Genomic DNA, 20211 nt, shown 5'->3' with positions numbered 1-20211 from the left:
GAGGTCGGCCGTCAGACCGCCGTCCTGAGGTCGGTCGGCAGCAGCCGATCGTCGCGGGCGACCGGCGCCTGCAGCGGGACGTCTTCGTCGACGGTGATCTGCAGGGTCGCGGTGGCCGTCGCCCCGCGCGCATCCGCCGCGGTGTACTGCAGTGAGGTCTCGGTGGGTCCGTTCGGCGCCTGCACGATCACCCGGTCCCCGGAGACGCGCGCCTCCAGGCCGTCGGGCAGCTCGAGACCGTCCTTGACGAGCGAGACCTTGTCGCCCTCGGGATCGGAGTCGTTCTCGAGCACGGGTACAGCGATCTCCCTGCCCGGTCGCACGACGACCGCGTCCTTGACCGCGTACGGCGGCTGGTTGATCTCCTCCGCGGGCGCGATGCCCACCCGCACCGTGGCGATGCCCTCCTTGCCGAGCCTGTCGCGCACCCGGTACTTGAACACGTCGACGCCGGATGCGCCGTCTGCCGCCTCGTAGGTGAAGTAGTTCGGACCGTTCGTGACGCGCCCCTTCGAGGGGCTCGACTCGATGCCGACGAGCTCGACCGAGTCGCCGTCGGTGTCGATGCCGTCGAGCGGGACGGCGATGTTCACCTCGGTGCCGGCCAGGGCACGGGCGACGAGATCCTGCGGACGCGGGGCCGCGTTGGTCTCCTCGTCGATCGGCATGATCTGGATCGTGACGTAGCCCGCCGCCTTCTGCTGACGGGAGTCCGACACCTCGTAGGTGAGGTAGACCGTCTTCGCCTCGGGGCCCGCCTTGAAGCGCACGGTGTCCTGCGACACGAACGCCTCGCCGTCCTCGGGATCCACGAACGGTTCGATGAGCTCGGGCTCGACGTGCATCACGTCGTCGCTCGGGTGGGTGTCGTTGTCGAGGACCGGGATGGTCACGACGTCTCCGACGCGCACGGTCGCGGTGTCGGGGTTCGCGACAGGTTGACGGAGCTCATCCGGCGCGGGGATCGGGATCACCACGACCTCGCCCTCCGCCGACTTGGAGCCGTTCGAGATGCGGTACTTGACGCGCACCTGCTCTTCGAGTGCGCCCTGATCGGTGATCCGGAGGGTCTCGTGGTTGAGCACCGAGACCGAGATGCCGCTGTTCGGCTCGAGCGACACCGACTGGACGACGAGGATGCCGCCGGCGGGATCGGTGTCATTGTTGAGCACGCCGAGGAGCACGTCGCCGCCCGTGGGCAGCAGCGCGACGTCGCGCACGGCGACCGGCGGCAGATCGGTCTCCGACTCGGGCATCACGTCGACGCGCACGAGCCCCTCGCCGTTCTTCGGGCCCGTGGTGACCTGGTACTGCACGTAGTAGACGCCGGGAGCCTCCGCCATGAAGGTGAAGGTCTTGTTGGCGGTGTTCGGGACGATCGTCGCGCCCAGGGTGTCGAGGACCCTGCTCAGACGCAGCGGCTCGCGCGAGGTGCTCGTGTCGTTCGCGGTCGGCGCGATCGTGACCTGCTCGCCGACCTTCGTGATCACGTGGTCGGCGTTGGTCTTCGGGTTCGTCGACCCCTGGGGGCGGACGTCGAGGGAGAGGGTCGAGGTGCCGAGCTTGCCGAACGCGTCGGCGACGGTGACCTGCACGTCCTTGCGCCCCTGCAGGCTGGCGGTCGCCTTGTAGGTGATCTGGCCGTCCTTGCTGAAGTCGACCTCGTCTCCCGGCGCCGCGATCACCTCCTTGAGGTAGATGTCGTCGCCGTCCGGATCGATCCAGTCCGGGAGGATGTTGTACGAGATCGTGCCGCCGGTCTCGACCGCGAGCGATGTCTTCCGCTTCGGTCCGGGGGCGGCGTTGTCGTTCCAGTCGTGCACCTCGAGCGTGACGACCGCGGTGTCCTTGCCCTTGCGACCGTCGTCGACCTCGTAGGTGAAGCTCGCGGTGCCCGAGGCCTTCTCGTCGACCGCGATCTGCAGGGAGCCGCCGTTGTTGATCGGCTGCACGGTGCCGATGGAGGGCTGCGCCTCGGCCAGAGCCGCCACGAGCACGTCGCCGTCGGGGTCGTTGTCGTTGTCGAGAACGGGCAGCAGTGTCGTCGCACCCGGGCGCACGCCGTAGGAATCGTCTTCGGCGATCGGGGGCGTGTTCTCCTCGCTGCGCTCCGGCAGCGTGGTCTCGACCGTCTCCTCGGTCGAGTCCTCCTGGTTCTCGGTCTCGCCCTCGGGCGGCGTGAGGTCGTTCCAGTTGTCGACGCGCTGCAGGCTCTCGTTCGCCATCCACGCGGCGCCGCCGACGGCGTCGTTCAGGATGATCACGTCGCGGTTCACGCGGAAGGTCAGGCTCGCAGACTCCTCGGCGCCCTCGATCGGCGCGTTCACGTCGTTCGAGTCACCCGGGCATTCGCGGATGAACGTCGCGGATCCGGCCCAGGCGCCGTAGGTGCACCCCCGCAGCCACACGGGTGCCGCCGCGGTGCCGGCGCTGCCGGCGGAGGTCTCCTCCGGCTCGCTGCCGTCGAGGGGACGCGCACCAGTGCGGAGGGCGTGGCGATGGCGACGGCGTCGGTCTCGGCAGAGGCCTGCTGCAGCACCGCGTCCTTCGCGCCCGCGACCTCGGTGCGGAAACCGCCCGGCGTCGTGACGACCCCTGCGGCCTCGTCGAACACGACCGGTGTGCGACCGACGGCGGTGATGGTGGGCCGTTCGGACAGATCGAGTTCTCCGACCGACGCCGCAGACGAATCGCCGGGAACACCTTCGTGGTCGACCGGCACGGTCACGACCTCGCCCTTCTCCGCCGACAGGGCGAAGACGGTGCCGTCGTCGGCCACCGTGACATCGGAGTTCTCGCCCAGCTCGGCGATGGGTTCCGTCGCCTCGATCTCGAAGGAAGCGATCCCCTTCACGGGGACGACCCACAGGTCGCCGGACTTCTCATCGAGGATCGCGGCCGTCTCGGCCCCGAGGGCGACCTTGGCCGATGAGGGGATGACGGTGGAGTCTCCGAGCGAGACGCGCGCGGGGTCGACCGCCGTCACGGTCGAGGCGCTCTGGTCCACGACGAGCACGTTGGCCGCTGCCTGCAGGATGTCGTAGTTCTCGCTCGTGGTGCGCAGACCGCCGTCGAGGATGGTCGACTCGTTGTTGAAGTGGCCCACGAGCAGGCTCGAGGACTTCGTGATCCACACGCCGCCGTCGTTCAGATCGACCTTGGTGGTCGGGAACCCCTCATAGGTGAAGGCCATCGTGGTGATCGCGATGACACCGACCGTGACGCCGGCGGCCGACGCCAACGTCTTGGGTCGCGCGCGCATCCATGACAACGCCTTCATTCCCGGTTCCCCCCCAGGGTGACACTCCGATTGCTTCATGCACGGGCTCGACGAGCCGGTGCAGCACCCGTACATCCTAACCGGGTCGCGGAATACCGCTCGATGGGGAGATATCCCCACCCGGTGTCAGGCGCGCCAGCACCCCGCGATGTGGTCGTCGACCATCCCGGCGGACTGCATCAGCGCGTACATCGTGGTCGGACCCACGAAGCGGAACCCGCGCCGTCGGAGCTCCGTGCTCAAGGCCGTCGACTCCGCGGTGACCGCCGGGACGTCGGCGAACGCGGCGGGACGCGTGTCGGATGCCGGCGGCGCGAACGACCACATCAGCTCGTCGAGCTCGCCGCCTGCCATGTCGCGGACGATGCGGGCGTTGCCGATCGTGGCCTCGATCTTGGCGCGGTTGCGGATGATGCCGGCGTCGGCCATCAGCCGCTCGACGTCGTCTTCCCCGAACGCGGACACGGCGGCGGGTTCGAAGCCCGCGAACACCTCGCGGAACCGGGGACGCTTGCGCAGGATGGTGATCCAGGAGATCCCGGCCTGGAACCCCTCGAGCGCCATCTTCTCGAACAGCGCCCGGTCGCCGTGCAGCGGCGTCCCCCACTCCTCGTCGTGATAGCGGCGGTACTCGGCGTCGTCGCCCACCCAGGCGCAGCGGTCGCGGGCGTCGGGGCCCGTGAGGAAAGAGGTCATCTCCCCAACGTATCCGCCACCGCCGACGTCACTCCGCGAAGGTCGACGCGTCGATGACGAACCGGTAGCGCACGTCGGACGCGAGCACCCGCTCGTATGCCGTGTTGATCTCCGTGGCCCTGATGACCTCGATCTCGGCGACGATGCCGTTCTCGGCGCAGAAGTCGAGCATCTCCTGCGTCTCGCGGATGCCGCCGATGTTGGAGCCCGCGATGGAGCGGCGTCCGCCGATGAGGGACCCGACCGTGAGAGCGAGAGGCTCCGCCGGCGCTCCGATGCACACGATCGTCCCGTCGACGTCGAGCAGGCCGAGGTACGAGCGCAGATCGACCGGGGCGCTGACCGTGTTGAGGATCACGTCGAACGATGAGCGCAGCTCGCGGAAGGTGGTCGGGTCGCTCGTCGCACGATACTGATCGGCGCCGAGCCGCAGCCCGTCGTCCTTCTTGCTCAGGGTCTGCGAGAGCACGGTCACCTCGGCGCCGAGCGCATGCGCGATCTGCACTCCCATGTGTCCGAGTCCGCCGAGGCCGACCACCGCGACCCTCGTGCCGGGCCCGACCCGCCAGTGCCTCAGCGGCGAGTACGTCGTGATGCCGGCGCACAGGAGCGGAGCGGCGGCATCGAGCGGCAGCGCATCCGGGATGCGCAGCACGAAGGCCTCGGTCACCACGACCTGTTCGGAGTATCCGCCCTGCGTGATGCTGCCGTCGCGATCCACGGCGCCGTACGTGCCGACGGCGCCCTGACGGCAGAACTGCTCCTGCCCGCGCAGGCACTCCCGGCACTCGCCGCAGGAGTTCACCAGACACCCGACCCCCACCCGGTCGCCCACGGCATGACGTGTGACCGCGGAGCCGACCGCGGCGACCGTGCCCGTGATCTCGTGCCCCGGCGCGAGCGGGTACTGCTGCGGACCCCAGTCGCCGCGCACCGTGTGGATGTCGGAATGGCAGATGCCGGCGAACGCGATGTCGATCAGCACATCGTGGGGGCCGAGCTCGCGTCTGTCGATGACGGTCTTCTCGAGCGGTGCGGCTTCGCGCGGTGCGGCATAGGCGGTGACGGTGGACATCTCGCGCTCCTCAGATCGGGTACGTGCCGAGACTACTCAGCCGCACCCATGAATCGCACGAGAGAGCGTCGTCAGCGCCGCTGCTTCTTGAGGGTCTTCTCCTGGATCGGTGCATGCCCGGTGGCGGCGAGATCGGCGTAGTACGCCCGCGCCTCGTCCTGACGCTGCTTCTCGATGCCGCTCGCGATCGGCGCGCGCACGTGCTCCGGCTCGTACCCGAACGCGTTCACGAGGTCGAGGGCGTATGGCCGCAGGCGGGTGCACAGTCGGTCGATGTAGCTCGACACGGCCGCGGCGCGCTGCGTCGACAGGCGTCCGTTGATGAGGTGCCAGGCGAGGTGCTTCTCGATGAGCTGAAGTCCGAACAGGTCGCGCAGCCAGGTGAGGACCTTCTTGGTGTCGGCGTCCTCGATCTGGTGCACGGCGTCGGTGAACGCCTCCCATTGCAGCAGTTCGCCGTGTGCACGAGCGGCCTCGATGAGCTCGGCCTGGTTCTCGTTGAAGAGCCGGGCGCCGAGCAGCTTGTCCTTCGCGCCGGGGCGCAGGCGACCGGCGATGTCGGCGACCATCTGCTGCACACGACCCGCGAGCAGATCATGCTGCTGCTCCTCGCGCAGCCCGCGCTCGACCGAACGGCTGACCTGACCGAAGTCGGAGACGGCCTGGCCGAGCTGGCGGAGTCCTGCGCCGTGGAACACCTTGCCCGCGGTCATGCCGACCGCGAACTTCGCGAGCGCCGCCGCGTCCTTGCCCTGGAACTGCTTGGCGTAGTCGGTGAGCAGACGCTTGCCGACCAGCTGGAGCAGGACGTTGTTGTCGCCTTCGAATGTGACGTAGATGTCGAGGTCCTGACGGAGTCCGACGAGGCGGTTCTCGAACATGAAGCCGGCGCCGCCGGTGGCCTCACGGGCCTCCTGCAGGGTGTCGAGCGCGTGCCAGGTCGACAGCGGCTTGAGGGCGGCGGCCAGGGTCTCGAGGTCTTCGCGGTCGGCCGGGGTGTCGGTGCGACCCGAGAAGACGCCGTCGAACTTCTGCAGGAACTCGTCGTGCGCGAAGATCTGCGCGTAGGTGGTCGCCAGGCGCGGCAGCAGGCGGCGCTGGTGCTTGCCGTAGTCCATGAGCACGACCTCCTGCCCGTCCGCACCATCGAACTGGCGACGCTGGGTCGCGTAGGTGATCGCGATGTGCAGGCCGAGCGCGGAGGCCCAGGATGCCGCACCGTCGAGGGAGACGCGCCCCTGCACGAGGGTGCCGAGCATCGTGAAGAAGCGGCGGCCGGGGCTGTCGATCGCACTGGAGTAGGTGCCGTCGGCGGCGACGTCGCCGTAACGGTTGAGCAGGTTCGTGCGCGGGATGCGTACGTGGTCGAACGAGAGGCGCCCGTTGTCGATGCCGTTGAGCCCGCCCTTGAGACCGTCGTCCTCGCGGCCGATGCCCGGAAGGTCGACGCCGTCCTCTCCGCGCAGCGGCACGTAGAAGCAGTGCACGCCGTGGTTGACGCCGTTGGTGATGAGCTGTGCGAACACGGTCGCCGCGACGCCGTGCAGGGCCGCGTTGCCGAGATACTCCTTCGTCGCCCCGCGGAACGGGGTGTTGATGACGAACTCCTCGGACTCCGGGTCGTAGGTGGCCGTGGTGCCGACCGCGGCGACGTCGGAGCCGTGACCGATCTCGGTCATCGCGAAGGCCCCGGGGATCGAGAGGTCCATCACTCCGGGCAGCCACTTCTCGTGGTGCTCCTTCGAACCCAGCTGCAGGATCGCCGAGCCGAAGAGCCCCCACTGCACACCCGACTTGATCTGCAGGCTGGGGTCGGCCACCACGAGCTCCTCGAAGCCCGCGATGTTCGCGCCGTTGTTCTCCTCGCCGCCGAGGGACTTGGGGAAAGCGCGGTGCACCGCCTTGTTCTCGACCAGCAGGTGCAGTTGGCTGAGCACGCGCTCGCGGTGCTCGTCCTTGCCGAGCTCGTCCTTGCGCCAGAACGCCGAGTCCTTGATCATCTCGCGCGCCTGACGACGCACATCGCCCCACGTGCCCATCAGGGCCTCGTTCACACGTGCGATGTCGATCGGCGGAGCGACCGCGATCTCGGGCGATTCATCGGGTGTCGTCGAAGAGCGGACGGCAGCGTCGACCATGGCATTCCTCCAGGGGAGTAGGGGTGCTTTCATGGTAGGTCTGCGACAAACCCACAGGAACTCCGCTGTGAGCATCCTCCAACTCCGCAGGCGGACGCCCCTACTCCCCGTTGTCGCCTCGCAACAGGTCGACCCCGATCAGGTCAACGAGAGCCCGTGGCCGAAGCGGAACAGCGGGTCGGCGGTGTCGAACGGCACGTCGGGCCGCGAGGCCTCGACCGCGGCCATCGACCGGGGAAGGTCGAAGGGAAGCGCACCCCTCGCCGCGACGGCACCGCTGAGAACGTCGAGCAGCGCTTCGCCCGAGGCTCCCCAGTTCACCGTCACCGCGGCGGCGACCTCGACGATCGGCGTCAGGATGGGCGGCCGATCGGCGAGCACGTCGACGACGGTCGGAACCGCGGCGGCGACCTCGCGGACGTGGGCGACGACCTCGCCCGCGAACTCCAGGGACCCGGCGTGGAAGAAGTTCTCGAACATCGTCTCGCGCTCCTCGAACGGCGCCTGCAGGCGGAGGATCGCGAGCTCTGCGTCGGCCGGATCGTCGACGATCACCCCGAAGGCCGCAGCCACGGCGGGGTCGATGCCCTCGACGTACAGGCGCAGTCCCCGCGCGAAGGGCAGCGCACCGTCGTTCGAGAGCACGGTGATCGACGCCCGCTGCGCCTCCTCCCCCGCCGCACGGAAGTCGGCGCGTCCGACGACGGCGTCCGCGGCGTCCTCGTCCACGAACGGGTTCTCGAACAGACCGAGTTCGAACTTCTCCCGCAGGATGCGGCGGGCCGAGACGTCGAGCCGCTCCTCCGAGATCACCCCGTCGGCGACGAGTTCGAGCAGCAGCTCGGGGTTCGCCTCTCCGCCGAACTGATCGACACCCGCGTCCAGCACCTTCGCCATGCGCTCGCGCGGAGTCAGGTGTTCCACACCCCAGGCGCGCGCAGGGAACGGCTGCCCGAAGATCTCGGAGTCGCTGATCAGGCCCCAGTCGGTGCAGACGAGGCCGTCGAAGCCGTACCGTTCGCGCAGCAGCCCGGTGATGACCGACTTGTTGAAGCCGAACCCGACCTCTTCGTACGCGGTGCCCACCGGCATCCCGTAGTAGGGCATCATCTGCCGCGTCCCGGCGGCGAGAGCGTCTTCGAAGGGCTTCAGGTGCAGCTCGAATCCCCCACCCGGATAGACCTGCTCGCGGCCGTACGGGAAGTGCGGGTCCTCGCCGTCCTTCTGCGGTCCGCCACCGGGGAAGTGCTTCGTCATGGTCGACACGGATCCCGGCCCGAACGACACGCCCTGGAATCCGCGGATGTACGCGGCGCCGAGTCGTCCGGAGAGCTCGGCATCCTCCCCGAACGTCGCGGTCTGGCGTGCCCAGCGCGGCTCGGTCGCGAGGTCGACCTGCGGGTGCAGGGCCACCCGCAGACCGACCGCCGTGTACTCCTGGCGGGCGATGTCGGCGAACCGCTCCACGAGCTCCTCGTCACGGGTGGCCGCGAGACCGAGCGTCTCCGGCCACTGCGAGAACGGACCGGCGAGGATCGACGCGCCGGGATTCTCGCTGAACGAATGCCGCGGGTCGGTCGACAGGGTGACGGGGATGCCGAGGCGCGTGGACGCGGCGAGCCGCTGCAGCGCGTTGTGCCAGGCCGCGATCTCGCGTCCCGTCGGCGCCGCACCGAGCAGATTGAAATGCGTCATCCGCTTGCTCTCGAGGAATTCGCGAGCGGAGGGCGTCGCGAACGTGGGATCCGGCGCCTCCAGATCCCCGATCGCGATCATGGTGTGGAAGAAGAGTCCTGCCTTCTCCTCGATCGTCATCTCGTCCAGCAGCAGCTGGACCCGTTCGTCGACGGGAAGATCGGCGTCGAGCCAGGGGCGGGCGACGGTGGTCTCTGTCATGGTCACTTGACTCCCTTGATGCGGTAGACGAGCACGGCGCCGGCGAGGGCGACGAGCGCCCCGAACAGGTACCAGGTGGTGTAGCCGCCGAGCGGCGTGGCCGCGCCGAGCGCGATGATCCCCGGTGCGATGGCCGGAGCGATCGACTGCGGCAGGGCGTTGGCGATGTTCAGCACACCGAGGTCCTTGGCGACGTCGTCGGGGTTGGGGAGCACTTCGGTGGCGAGCGCGAGGTCGACCGAGAGGAACGAACCGGCGCCGAGCCCGATGATCGCCTGCGCGACGATGACCGTCGTGACGTCGGGGGCGATCGCGAGGATCACGAGGCCGACCACCATGATCACGCCGGCGATGGCGACGAACGGCCGGCGCTTGCCGATCTTGTCCGAGAGGAAGCCGCCGAGGGGCGAGGAGATCGCCATGGCCGCCATCGAGGCGAGGTTGGCGATGAGGATGGTGCCGACGGCACCCTGCTCGTCGAGCTCGAACTTGGTCACCAGGTACAGCGGCAGGAACGTGGCGATGCCGGCGTACCCGAACATCACGAAGAACTTCGTCAGCCAGGTCCAGCCGAAGTCGGGGTGCTTGCGCGGATTGAAGACGAACGAGCCGAAGAACGTCCCGATGGTGAACCTCTCCGAGGGCTTCTCGGTCAGGCGGCGGTCCTTGAGGGTGAGGACGAACACGATCACGAGGATCAGCGCGATCACGCCGGGGACGACGAAGCGTTCGAAGTCGCCGGGGAGGAAGTTGACGATGAAGCTGCCGGCGAGGATGCCGATGGGCGTGGTGATGCCGATGATGCCGGAGACCTTGCCGCGGCTGGTGACCGGCACCTGGTCGGGCAGCGTGGCGTTGGCGGCGGCGAGCACCGCGTTCATGGCGGTCTGCACGAGGCACCAGGCGAGCAGGATCATCCAGACGGAGGTCGCCGCGCCGATGAGCACGAACCCGCCGAGTCCGACGATCGCGCCGCCGAGGATCCACGGGCGACGCATCCCCCAGCGCGAGGTGGTGCGGTCGGAGAGCCGACCGACGAGAGGGTTGGCGATGAGGGCGAAGATCGCGCCGACACCCATCACGAGCCCGAGGCTGCCCTCGGTGTTCACCGGGTCGACGTGCTGCACCTTGAACGCCATCGACACCATGACGGGGGTGAGCAGGGCGAGGTAGACGCCGAAGTTGACGGCGGCGAGACCCGGCGTGTAGCCGCGCGGGGTCTTGGGCGGCGTGGTACCAGGGGCCTTGAAGCCCGTCGTGCCGACCGCGGCCGCAGCTGCGGCGGATGACAGCTCTGTCATGACAGTCCTTTCGATTCACCGCACATCTTCGGGCGATGCGGTTCTGGGAAGACCATACACGAAACTCGACCGTCTGGTAAGTGAAAGCAGACCATTTGGTAATGAGCGAGGATAGGGTGAGGAAGGAGGATGCGATGACGACGACGACACCGATGGGCACACGACACGCCCGCGCCGCCGCCACGCGAGAGCGCATCCTCTCGGCCGCCCACGAACTCTTCGTCGCCAACGGGTACCGCTCCACGTCGCTGCGCGACATCGCCGCGGCCGCATCCGTCAGCCACCCTGGGCTCCTCGGACACTTCTCCTCCAAGGACGATCTGCTCGCCGAGGTCGTCGCCGAACTCGAGTCCGAGAACGAGGCGGTCTTCAGTGCGATCGCGGCCGCCTCCGAACCGGGTGACCTGGTGTTCGCCGCTCTCGCCGAACGCAACGCGCGCACCGAGGGCTATCTCGAACTCTTCGCCGCCCTCACCGGCGAGGCATCAGCGCCCGGCCACCCCGCGCACGAGCGCATGCGCGAACGCTACTGCCGGCTGCGCTCCCTGAGCAGCGACGTGCTCGAAGATGCGAAGTACCACGGCGTGATCGCCGCCGACCGCGATGTCGACGGTGAGACCGTGCGACACACGGCGGGGTGGGACGGATTGCAACTGCTCTCGCAGTACCTCCCCGACCGGGTCGACGTCGTGGCGATGCTCGAAGAACGCGAGAGCCTGTGGGCGTCGCCGCTCGGGTGGCGCGACCCCGAAGACGACCAGGCTGCCGGCTCGGCCGGTGCGGCCGGTCCGCTTCCCGAGCTGCCGATCGCCGCGGCGCCGGAGATCGATCCGGGGTATGCCGTCGGTCGTCGCCGCCGGACGCAGATCGTCGCCGATGCGATGCACCTGTTCGCGCGCGACGGCTACGGCGACACCAGCCTGCAGGACATCGCGACCGCCGTCGGCGTATCGAAGTCGACGCTGCTGCACCATTACTCCTCCAAGGAGCTTCTGCTCAGCGCCGTCCTCGCCGAGCGCGACAGCGCCATCAACGAGAACCAGGCGATCACGGGTGCCGCTTCAGCCGGCGAGCTGCTCCGTGGGATCCCGGACGGGGCGGCGCTCAATGGGCGGGAAGAACCCGGACTGATCGAGGTGTACGCCGTGCTCTCCTGTGAGGCGGTGCCGGCGGCGCATCCCGCGCACGCCTACTTCGAGAACCGGTTCGCGAACACGATCGACTACTTCACCGCCCTCTTCCGCCTCGCGCAGATCGACGGCGACCTGCCGGCGCACCGCGACCCCGCGCACGAAGCCGTCTGGCTCGTCGCGATGTGGGACGGCCTCCAGTACCAGTGGCTGTACGACCGCGACGCCGTCGACATCGCCGCGCACCTGCGCGCCCACCTCGACGATGTGCTGCCTCGCGACGACCGGGAGCCCACACTCAGGCGGCCGCGATGACCGCCAGCACGCCTTCGCCGTAGGCCTCGCGCTTCTTCGCGCCGACGCCGGTGATGCCGTCGAGGTCGGCGAGCGATGCCGGACGATGCTCGGCCAGAGCGCGTAGCGTCGCGTCGCCGAACACGATGTACGCGGGAACGCCCTGCTCGCGCGCGGTCTCGGCCCGCCAGGCGCGCAGCGCCTCGAACAGCCCACGGTCCCCCGCATCCAGGGCGTCGGCCGCACTGGCCTTGCGCGCGCGCCCCGAGGAGGTCGGCCGCCCGATGGTGTCTTTGCGCAGCGGCACCGCCATCTCGCCGCGCAGCACTCCGGCCGCCTGCTCACCGGGAGCGAGGGTGCCGTAGTCGCCCTGCGCGACGAGGATTCCACGGGCGAGGAGCTGCCGGACCACACTGCGCCAGTCCTGGTCGGAGAGGTCGTTGCCGATGCCGTACGTCGCGAGCTTGTCGTGACCCTGCTGGCGGATGCGCTCGGTCGAGGCCCCGCGCAGGATGTCGATCAGGTGCCCCGCCCCGAACGCCTGATTGCGCTCGCGCTTGAGCCGCACGATCGTCGAGAGCAGCTTCTGCGCGGGCACGAGCCCGTCGAAGGTCTCGGTGTCGTCGAGGCACGTGTCGCAGTTGCCGCAGGGCTCCGAGTCCTGGCCGAAGTAGGCGAGGAGGTTCTGCCTGCGGCACTCGACCGTCTCGCACAGCGCGAGCATCGCGTCGAGGTGCTGCCCCATCCGCATCTTGAACGTGCGGTCGCCGGGGCTCTGGTCGATCAGGCGTCGCTGCTGGACGACGTCGCCGAGGCCGTACGCCATCCACGCCACCGACGGCTCGCCGTCGCGACCGGCACGACCGGTCTCCTGGTAGTACCCCTCGACGGACTTCGGCAGATCGATGTGGGCGACGAAGCGCACATCCGGTTTGTCGATGCCCATGCCGAACGCGATGGTCGCGACCATGACGACGCCGTCTTCGCGGAGGAAGCGGGCCTGGTTCGTCGCGCGCACCTCGGCGGGGAGGCCCGCATGGTACGGCAGCGCATCGAGGCCCTGAGCGGCGAGGTAGGTCGCGGTCTGCTCGACCGACTTGCGGCTGAGCGCGTACACGATGCCCGCGGGCTGCGTGCCGTCGTCGCTCGCCGGGGTCTGCGCCTTGATGAAGGCGACCAGCTGCTTGCGCGGGTCGACCTTGGGCACGATCCGGTACTGGATGTTCGGGCGGTCGAAGCTCGCGACGAAGTGCTTTGCACCGTCGAGACGCAGCCGCTCGGTGATCTCCTTATGGGTCGCGGCGGTGGCGGTCGCCGTGAGCGCCATGCGCGGCACCCCGGGGAACCGCTCGCCCAGGTCGCCGAGCGCGAGGTAGTCGGGGCGGAAGTCATGACCCCACTGCGACACGCAGTGCGCCTCATCGATCGCGATCACACTGAGGGTTCCGCGCTGGAGCAGGGCCGTGGTCTGTGCGCTGGAGAGACGCTCCGGGGCGACGTAGATGAGGTCGAGCTCACCCGCGACATACGCCCGTTCGACCTCGCGACGCTCGTCGATCCCCTGCGTCGAGTTCAGGTATGCGGCGTTGACGCCGTTCGCCCGCAGAGCGTCGACCTGGTCGTGCATGAGCGCGATGAGCGGGCTGATCACGAGCCCGGTGCCCTCGCGCACGAGCGCAGGCACCTGATAGGTGATGCTCTTGCCGCCACCGGTCGGCATCAGGACGACGGCGTCTCCGCCGGCGATGACCTGCTCGACGATGTCGGCCTGATCGCCGCGGAAGTCGTCGTACCCGAAGACGGTGTGCAGCGCCTCTCGGGCGGTCGGATAGCGGCTCGGGGTCGCACGGCGCATGACGGGAGCGGTTGCCTGCGCCACCGGAGTGACCGGGCCCTGTCCCCAGTCGAGCGGCGGCTCGAAGCCCGCACCCTGCGGCTCCCAGTCCATCGGCTCGGGCGGAGCGTTCGACTCCCACCCGTCGTCGTAGGGCTCGTCGGCGTACGGCAGATCCGCGTACGGGTCACGGGGAGTCTGCGGCATCCCTCCAGCGTAACGACCCCCGCCGACGCGGGCGGCGTGTCATCCACAGCTCGCTGCGCCGGAGACCGTCCCCCACCCGGCACGCGGGGCGTAGGTTGGAGGCACGCGCAGAAGGAGTATCCGATGACCGACATCACCGTGACCCGCGACGACGACGCGTCGCGCTACGAGATCCGCTCGGGCGACGTGCTCGCGGGCTTCGCGGCCTTCGACCTCCGCCCCGGATCGATCCGCTTCCTGCACACCGAGATCGACCCGGCGTTCCAGGGACAGGGGCTGGCGGGGAAGCTCGCCGAGACCGCGCTGGCGGATGCGGTCGAGCGCGGTGAGGCGATCGTCCCGCTGTGCCCGTACATCGCGAAGTACCTCGAGACGCACGAGGTCCCCGGCGCCGAGATCCGCTGGCCCGCCCACGCTCCCGAACAGGGCGGCTCGGTGCACGACGATCCGACGGGCCGCGCGGAATGATCGGGCAGCGACGCCTCATCCTCGAGCCGCGCGATGTGCCGCTGGGCGGGGTGCGCGGCATGAACGTGCTGCGGGCGCTGCCCCACCGCAACCTGCCGACGATCGGCGCCTGGTGCTTCCTCGACCGGTTCGGGCCCGCCGACACGAAGATGCGGGTCGAGCCGCATCCGCACATCGGGCTGCAGACGGTGACCTGGCCGCTCGTCGGCGAGATCCGCCACCGCGACTCGCTCGGCAGCGACGCCGATCTGCGACGCGGCCAGCTCAACCTGATGACGGCAGGCGACGGCATCTCGCACTCCGAGTACTCGATCGGAGACGATCCGATCCCCCTCGACGCCCTGCAGTTCTGGGTCGTGCTGCCGGAGGCCACCCGGCACGGCGCAGCCGGTTTCGAGCGGCACACGGAGCTCCCGGCGCTCACCGTCACGGCGGAGGAGGGAGCGGATGCCGAAGCCACCGTCGTGCTGGGCGCGTTCGCGGGCGTGCACTCCCCGGCGACCGTGCACACCCCGATCGTGGGCGCCGAGATCGTCGTCGCCCCGGGTCGCGCGTGCGGCTGCCGCTGCGCTCCGACTGGGAGCACGCCCTGATGCTCGTCGAAGGCGACGCCGTGGTGGCCGAGCACCCTCTCGACCGCAACGGGCTGCTCTACCTTGGCGACTCCCGAGACGAGGTCGAGGTGGCGAGCGACGACGGCGCCCTGCTGTTCCTGATCGGCGGCGAGCCGTTCGAGGACGACATCGTGATGTGGTGGAACTTCGCCGGACGAACGCACGAGGAGATCGTCGCGGCGCGGGCGGAGTGGGAGTCGGAGTCCGCGACGGGTGCGGCAGCCCCCGCTTCGGCACGGTGGACGGTCACGACGTGCGCATCCCCGCCCCGCCGCTCCCCGACGTGCGACTCATGCCGCGCAGCAGGAAGCTCTGACGCCGATGCCGACGTCGGATCTCTTCCCCGAGACGCTCGCGCCCATGCCCGACGCCATGGCGTCCGCCATGCTGATCTGGCCGAGCCCCGAGCCGGTCCCCCTCCGCGATTCGTGGAGGGCTTCGAGCTCTTCGAGGCCTTCGCGCGCGATGCCGGAGCCGACCCTGCCGCCCTCGCCGCCGACCTCGGCGCCCTGTGGGACTTCGTGGCCGCGCACGCCGACCTCCTCGACGATCCCGAGCTGGCGGAGGCGGCGGCGCGTTTCCTCGGGAACACGATCGCGGTGGCGCACCCGGCGGCGCGGTGGCGGATGATGGGCGAAGCGGAGGTGGGCACCTCGACGATGTCGATCCCCGTCACCGGCTTGCTGCGGGGGATCGTGGAGCAGCCGCACCAGCGCGAAGCGTTCCGGGAGATGCTCGCCTCCTGGCCCCAGGCCGACCGCGACGCGGACGAACTCGAGGCGCTCACCCACGATGACGTCGATGTCGAACTCGTCGTCGCCCCGGTGCCGTTCACGCGTCCCGCCCTGGAGATCCCGGAGTTCGTCGACGAGAGCGGCCGCGTCATCGAATACGGATCCCGGTGGGCCGGCGGTTCACCACCGGAGGACGCCTATTCGCGGGTGTCGCATCCCGAGCGTTTCGCGCCCATGCTGCCCGCCGTCGACGCCCTGGTCGACTATCTCGTGACCTGGTACGACGTCGAAGTCGATCGCTCCGTCGACGAGTCGGACGCCCGCGTGCTTCAGCTGCGGCCGACGATCGGTGCGCCGATCACCCTCACCATGACGGCGGAGTCCGTCGCGATCGAGGCGGGCGCCCTGTTCCGGGAGATCGCGCCGACGTGCACCTGCGACGCCTGCGATGAGACCGCCGAGACCGTGGCCGTCCAGGTCGAGGAGACCGTGCTCGCGATCGCGGCCGGAGGGTTCAGGGAGGTGTTCCCCATCGGGGAGCGGCGCTGGCTGCACACGCGGATCCACATCTCCGACGGCACCGGCCGAGCGAGCGGCGGCGAGCCCGATCCCTCCCTTCCGGCGCAGCGGCTCGACGATGCCGCGGACCTCCTCGCCCGTCTCCCCGACGGCTGGTGGCCGGCCTGGTCACTGCGTTCCGCCTCGGCCTGAATCCGCCGGGGCCCCGTCCGCTGGTCGTCCGCCGTCCACGGGCCGTTCGATGCGCCGGGTCAGCCACGCTCCGGGGTGTGGACTCGTGCGAGGAAGCGCTCCGCCCTCGGCGACGGACCCCGCGGATCGAGCAGCGACACCACCACCGTCACCGCGGCGGCGAGCGGGATCGTCCAGGCCGCCGGCTGGGCGAGGTAGGGCGCGGCGACCCCGACCCCGTCGACCGCCGCGTGCACGAGCAGGGCGAGCCCCGTCGCCACGCCGCCCGAGACCATGCCGGCCACCGCGCCGCGGGCCGTGAGCCCGCGCCACCACACCCCGAGCAGCACGACGGGCGAGAGGGTGGATGCCGCGACGACGAACACCACGCCGACACTCGACCCGAGTCCCGCCGGCGCGGTGAGCAGTGCCACGCCGAGGGGGACGAGCGCGCACAGCACGGCGGACACCCGGAACGAGCGCACCGACCCTGAGAACACGTCCTGGCTGACGACGCCCGCGAGCGACACGACGAGGCCGGCCGAGGTCGCCAGGAACGCGGCGAACGCCCCCGCGACGATCAGTGCCGTCAACAGCTCGCCGAGCACACCGGGGAACACGCGCGACGGCAGCAGCAGCACCACGGTGTCGGCGATACCGGGCACCGCGAGGTCGGGTGCGGCGATGCGCGCCAGCAGCCCCATCGTGCTCGACACCGCATAGAAGGCACTGACCATGCCGATCACGATGACCGTAGTCCGTCGCGCCGACACCCCGGTCGGGCTCGTGTAGAAGCGCACCAGCACATGCGGCAGCCCCATCGTCCCCAGCAGCAGTGCGAGCAGCAGGGATGCCGTCTCGTACGCGTCGAACCCCGACGGCCCGGCCTCGACCGGGAAGACGAGCGCCGGATCGAAGTCGTGCGGGCCGCCGCTGAGCGCGAACGCGAGGAAGACGACCGGCACGAGCAGTGCCGTGAGCTTGAGCCAGTACTGGAACGCCTGCACGTAGGTGATCGCGCGCATGCCGCCGGCGGCGACCGCGGCCGCGACGAGCACCGCGACCGTCACGGCCCCCACCCACTCCGGCAGGCCCGCCACCACGGACAGGGTGATCCCCGCGCCGTGCAGCTGCGGCACGATGTACAACCACCCGATGACGAGCACCGCGATGCTGGTCACCCTGCGCGCCGAGGTCGACTCCAGTCGGGCTTCCATGAAGTCGGGGATCGTGTACGCCCCGCTGCGACGCAGCGGCGCCGCGACGAAGGCGAGCACGAGGAGATAGCCCGCGGCATACCCGATGGGGAACCAGAAGCCGCGGGCGCCGTCGAGCAGCACGAGACCGGACAGCCCGAGGAAGGTCCCCGCCGACAGGTACTCCCCGCTGATCGCGGACGCGTTCCACACCGGGCGCACCGTGCGCGAGGCGACGAAGAAGTCTCCCGTCGTACGCGAGATGCGCAGACCGTAGACGCCGATGAGCAGCGTCGCGACGATGACGAACGCGACTCCGACGAGGTCCATGACGGCGTTCATTCGCGGTCCCGGAGCGCCCGGTATCGCCGCTCGTTGCGCGTGGCCGTGCGGACGTAGAGCACGCCGAAGACGAGGATGATCGGATAGAAGGCGTACGCCTGGAGCAGCCACGACAGCGGCAGGCCCCACACCAGCACCTCACCGATCTCGGGGATCAGCGCGATCGCGAGCGTGAGCGCGATCACCACGACGACGAACCCCGCGACCGTCCCGAGCGCCAGACGGAGCTGACTGCGCATGAGGGCTCTGGCATACACGGCATCCGCTTCGTCGACCGGGGATCCGGGCAGCGCGATGCCGCGCGTGAAGGTCGCGGGCCGCCGATCAGGGAGGTCGGCCGTCACACGGACGCGCTTCGGCTTCTCGTTCATCCCGCGCCTTCTCCGCGCAGGAGCGCCTCCCGCACCGCGGGCACGAGCCGACGGCTGACCGGCAGCGAGACCTGCCCGATCGACACCGCCGGCTCCGACCCCGACAACCGGGCGGCCGTCACCGCCGACGTACGCACGAGGGACGAGCGATGGATGCGCAGGAACCCGGCCTCCGCCCACCGCGCCTCGAGCTCGGAGATCGGCGTGCGCACCAGGTGCCCTGCACCCTCCCCGTGTGCAGACGGGAGTAGTCTCCCTGGGCCTGCACCCACCGCACCTCGCTGCGGCGCACGAACCGCACCACGGACCCGACCGTGACAGGGAGCATCTCGTCGTCACCCGGCGCCGCGACATCGCCGAGCTCGATCACGCGGTCGACCGCCTGCCGCAGCCGTTGCACCCGCACGGGCTTGAGCAGGTAGTCGGCGGCGCGGAGCTCGAAGGCTTCGACGGCCTTGGCCTCGTCCGCCGTGACGAACACGACCGCGGGCGGCTCGGCGAGGCGCAGCAGTGCTCGCGCGAGTTCCGTCCCGGCGAGTCCCGGCATGTGGATGTCGAGGAACGCGATCCGCACCCGGCGCTCCGACAGGCGGCGCAGCGCCTCCGCTCCCGACGATGCCGTGAGGATCTCGCCGATGCGGGCATCCGAGCGCAGCAGATGCACCAGCTCGTCGAGCGCCGGTTGCTCGTCGTCGGCGACCAGGACGTCGATCATGCACCCACCCCGTTCGTCGTCATCCTCGTCCCTCTGCGCTCGGATCGTGCTGCGGTTGCGACTTCGGCACCCGCAGGCGCACCAGCGTCCCCGCGTCGGTGTTCGTCTCGACCACCAGACCGCCCTCCGCGCCGTACAGCTGGCGCAGGCGGGTGTCGACGTTGCGCAGCCCCACGTGCAGACCGTCGTCGCCTGCGGTGAGTGTGGCTCGCAGCCCCTCGGGGTCCATGCCGACCCCGTCGTCTTCGACCGTGATCTCGGTGTGGGTGCCGTCGTCTCTCGAGGCGATGCGGATCTCGCCGCCGCCCTCCCCTGGTTCGAGTCCGTGCCGCACCGCGTTCTCGACGAGCGGCTGCACCGACAGGAACGGGATCACGGTCGCGAGCGTCTCGGGAGCGATCTGCAGCGTCACCCGCAGCCGATCCCCGAAGCGCGCCCTCTCCAGCTCGAGGTACGAGTGGATGCTGCCCAGCTCCTCGGCGAGCGTGGTGAACTCCCCCTGGCGACGGAACGAGTACCGCGTGAAATCGGCGAACTCGAGGATCAGCTCCCTCGCGCGGGCCGGATCGGTGAGCACGAACGAGGCGATCGCCGTGAGGGCGTTGTAGATGAAGTGCGGCGAGATCTGCGCCCGCAGCGACCGCAGCTCCGCCTCGGCGAGCTGGGTCCGCGAGGCATCGAGTCCCCCGAGCTCGACCTGCGCGGCGCACCAGTCGGCGACCTCTTCGGCCGCGCGCACGAGTGCGGCCCTGACGGGAGCAGCGAACGCCACGACCACACCGGCCACCCGGCCGTCGACGAGGATCGGAGCTCCGACGGCCTCCAGGTCGTCGTCCCTTCCTGGAGCGGGGAAGACCTGCCTCCGGCCGGAGGCGCCGACCTGTGTGGCGATGCGGCGTGCCGCGGATTCCAGTCCGTCGGAGGTTCCGTCGAAGGACACAGCGCCCTCGGCGCTCACGATCGCGACCGCCGCGCTGCCGAGGAGGACCCGCAGATGCCGCGCGGCCTTGACGACATCCGGCGCGGAGAGCCCAGCGCGCAGGTGCGGTGCCGCCAGGCTCGCCTGATGCAGTGCCGTGAGCGCAGCCTGTTCGGCGTCGCTTCCCAGGTCGGTCGCCCCGCGCGCGAGTCGGCGTGCGAGCAGCAGGAGCACCGACAAGACGATGCCGCCGAGCACGCCGAGGATCGCTGCGAGAACGACGTCGGTCATGCCCTCAGCCTAGGCACCGA

At 69.9% G+C, this 20211-nt stretch carries 14 protein-coding genes and 2 pseudogenes; 4 read left to right on the top strand and 12 right to left on the bottom strand.

Annotated features, from left to right (window positions below):
- Positions 1 to 11 precede the first annotated feature (11 nt).
- The 7 genes from K1X59_RS03035 to K1X59_RS03005 form a co-directional block, all read right to left on the bottom strand.
- Entirely contained in the window at positions 12 to 2327 is a 2316-nt protein-coding gene (locus K1X59_RS03035; protein ID WP_183151817.1) for an Ig-like domain-containing protein, read from the bottom strand.
- Entirely contained in the window at positions 2324 to 3262 is a 939-nt protein-coding gene (locus K1X59_RS03030; protein ID WP_220173917.1) for a hypothetical protein, read from the bottom strand. Before K1X59_RS03030 ends, K1X59_RS03035 begins: the two co-directional genes overlap by 4 nt.
- 144 nt (positions 3263 to 3406) lie before the next feature.
- The gene (locus tag K1X59_RS03025) at positions 3407 to 3976 is read right to left on the bottom strand and encodes a DNA-3-methyladenine glycosylase I (RefSeq protein WP_220173916.1); all 570 of its coding nucleotides are present in this window, start codon (positions 3974 to 3976) and stop codon (positions 3407 to 3409) included.
- 28 nt (positions 3977 to 4004) lie between these two features.
- Positions 4005 to 5051 (bottom strand): NAD(P)-dependent alcohol dehydrogenase, encoded by a 1047-nt coding sequence (locus tag K1X59_RS03020; protein WP_183151815.1) that lies wholly within the window; start codon positions 5049 to 5051, stop codon positions 4005 to 4007.
- A 71-nt stretch (positions 5052 to 5122) separates the two neighbouring features.
- Entirely contained in the window at positions 5123 to 7189 is a 2067-nt protein-coding gene (locus tag K1X59_RS03015; protein WP_220173915.1) for an acyl-CoA dehydrogenase, read from the bottom strand.
- Between the two features lie 138 nt (positions 7190 to 7327).
- On the bottom strand, positions 7328 to 9085 hold the full coding sequence (locus tag K1X59_RS03010) for a glycoside hydrolase family 3 protein (protein WP_220173914.1): 1758 nt from the start codon (positions 9083 to 9085) through the stop codon (positions 7328 to 7330).
- Between the two features lie 2 nt (positions 9086 to 9087).
- Positions 9088 to 10386: an MFS transporter gene (locus tag K1X59_RS03005; RefSeq protein ID WP_220173913.1), complete on the bottom strand. Its 1299-nt coding sequence runs from the start codon at positions 10384 to 10386 to the stop codon at positions 9088 to 9090.
- Positions 10387 to 10520: 134 nt separating this feature from the next.
- Between K1X59_RS03005 and K1X59_RS03000 the strand changes: the two genes are divergently transcribed.
- Entirely contained in the window at positions 10521 to 11831 is a 1311-nt protein-coding gene (locus K1X59_RS03000) for a TetR/AcrR family transcriptional regulator (RefSeq protein WP_183151814.1), read from the top strand.
- On the opposite strand, the gene recQ is transcribed toward K1X59_RS03000, so the two are convergent.
- Complete coding sequence (recQ, locus tag K1X59_RS02995) at positions 11815 to 13851, bottom strand: DNA helicase RecQ (RefSeq protein WP_183151813.1); 2037 nt, start codon at positions 13849 to 13851, stop codon at positions 11815 to 11817. The two genes, K1X59_RS03000 and recQ, sit on opposite strands and share 17 nt — an antisense overlap.
- 123 nt (positions 13852 to 13974) lie before the next feature.
- Between recQ and K1X59_RS02990 the strand changes: the two genes are divergently transcribed.
- The 3 genes and pseudogenes from K1X59_RS02990 (at position 13975) to K1X59_RS22705 (ending at position 16378) form a co-directional block, all read left to right on the top strand.
- Positions 13975 to 14319 carry a GNAT family N-acetyltransferase gene (locus K1X59_RS02990; RefSeq protein WP_183151812.1) on the top strand — a complete coding sequence of 115 codons (345 nt, stop codon included), beginning with the start codon at positions 13975 to 13977 and terminating at the stop codon, positions 14317 to 14319.
- Positions 14316 to 15249: pseudogene (locus tag K1X59_RS22710) on the top strand (pirin family protein). Before K1X59_RS02990 ends, K1X59_RS22710 begins: the two are co-directional and overlap by 4 nt.
- A 310-nt stretch (positions 15250 to 15559) precedes the next feature.
- Positions 15560 to 16378 carry a DUF6226 family protein gene (locus K1X59_RS22705; RefSeq protein ID WP_396652599.1) on the top strand — a complete coding sequence of 273 codons (819 nt, stop codon included), beginning with the start codon at positions 15560 to 15562 and terminating at the stop codon, positions 16376 to 16378.
- 59 nt (positions 16379 to 16437) lie between these two features.
- Here K1X59_RS22705 and K1X59_RS02975 read toward each other — a convergent pair whose 3' ends face one another.
- The 4 genes and pseudogenes from K1X59_RS02975 to K1X59_RS02960 form a co-directional block, all read right to left on the bottom strand.
- The gene (locus tag K1X59_RS02975) at positions 16438 to 17895 is read right to left on the bottom strand and encodes a cation acetate symporter (protein WP_183151810.1); all 1458 of its coding nucleotides are present in this window, start codon (positions 17893 to 17895) and stop codon (positions 16438 to 16440) included.
- On the bottom strand, positions 17892 to 18266 hold the full coding sequence (locus K1X59_RS02970; protein WP_183151809.1) for a heavy metal transporter: 375 nt from the start codon (positions 18264 to 18266) through the stop codon (positions 17892 to 17894). Before K1X59_RS02970 ends, K1X59_RS02975 begins: the two co-directional genes overlap by 4 nt.
- Positions 18263 to 18981 (bottom strand): annotated as a pseudogene (locus K1X59_RS02965) (LytR/AlgR family response regulator transcription factor). Before K1X59_RS02965 ends, K1X59_RS02970 begins: the two are co-directional and overlap by 4 nt.
- A 19-nt stretch (positions 18982 to 19000) precedes the next feature.
- A complete protein-coding gene (locus K1X59_RS02960; protein ID WP_183151807.1) occupies positions 19001 to 20191 on the bottom strand; it encodes a sensor histidine kinase in 1191 nt (396 codons plus the stop codon).
- Positions 20192 to 20211: the final 20 nt, after the last annotated feature.

This window comes from Microbacterium sp. Se5.02b (assembly GCF_019464375.1).
Taxonomy (GTDB): Bacteria; Actinomycetota; Actinomycetes; order Actinomycetales; family Microbacteriaceae; genus Microbacterium.
The sequence above is the reverse complement of the archived record's forward strand: the minus strand, read 5'-3'. Positions and strand labels throughout refer to the sequence as shown.

Coding starts and splice junctions, on each gene's coding strand:
- K1X59_RS03030 (WP_220173917.1), bottom strand. CDS start 3,262: ATGCGCGCGCGACCCAAGACGTTGGCGTCGGCCGCCGGCGTCACGGTC.
- K1X59_RS03025 (WP_220173916.1), bottom strand. CDS start 3,976: ATGACCTCTTTCCTCACGGGCCCCGACGCCCGCGACCGCTGCGCCTGG.
- K1X59_RS03020 (WP_183151815.1), bottom strand. CDS start 5,051: ATGTCCACCGTCACCGCCTATGCCGCACCGCGCGAAGCCGCACCGCTC.
- K1X59_RS03015 (WP_220173915.1), bottom strand. CDS start 7,189: ATGGTCGACGCTGCCGTCCGCTCTTCGACGACACCCGATGAATCGCCC.
- K1X59_RS03010 (WP_220173914.1), bottom strand. CDS start 9,085: ATGACAGAGACCACCGTCGCCCGCCCCTGGCTCGACGCCGATCTTCCC.
- K1X59_RS03005 (WP_220173913.1), bottom strand. CDS start 10,386: ATGACAGAGCTGTCATCCGCCGCAGCTGCGGCCGCGGTCGGCACGACG.
- K1X59_RS03000 (WP_183151814.1), top strand. CDS start 10,521: ATGACGACGACGACACCGATGGGCACACGACACGCCCGCGCCGCCGCC.
- recQ (WP_183151813.1), bottom strand. CDS start 13,851: ATGCCGCAGACTCCCCGTGACCCGTACGCGGATCTGCCGTACGCCGAC.
- K1X59_RS02990 (WP_183151812.1), top strand. CDS start 13,975: ATGACCGACATCACCGTGACCCGCGACGACGACGCGTCGCGCTACGAG.
- K1X59_RS22705 (WP_396652599.1), top strand. CDS start 15,560: ATGATGGGCGAAGCGGAGGTGGGCACCTCGACGATGTCGATCCCCGTC.
- K1X59_RS02975 (WP_183151810.1), bottom strand. CDS start 17,895: ATGAACGCCGTCATGGACCTCGTCGGAGTCGCGTTCGTCATCGTCGCG.
- K1X59_RS02970 (WP_183151809.1), bottom strand. CDS start 18,266: ATGAACGAGAAGCCGAAGCGCGTCCGTGTGACGGCCGACCTCCCTGAT.
- K1X59_RS02960 (WP_183151807.1), bottom strand. CDS start 20,191: ATGACCGACGTCGTTCTCGCAGCGATCCTCGGCGTGCTCGGCGGCATC.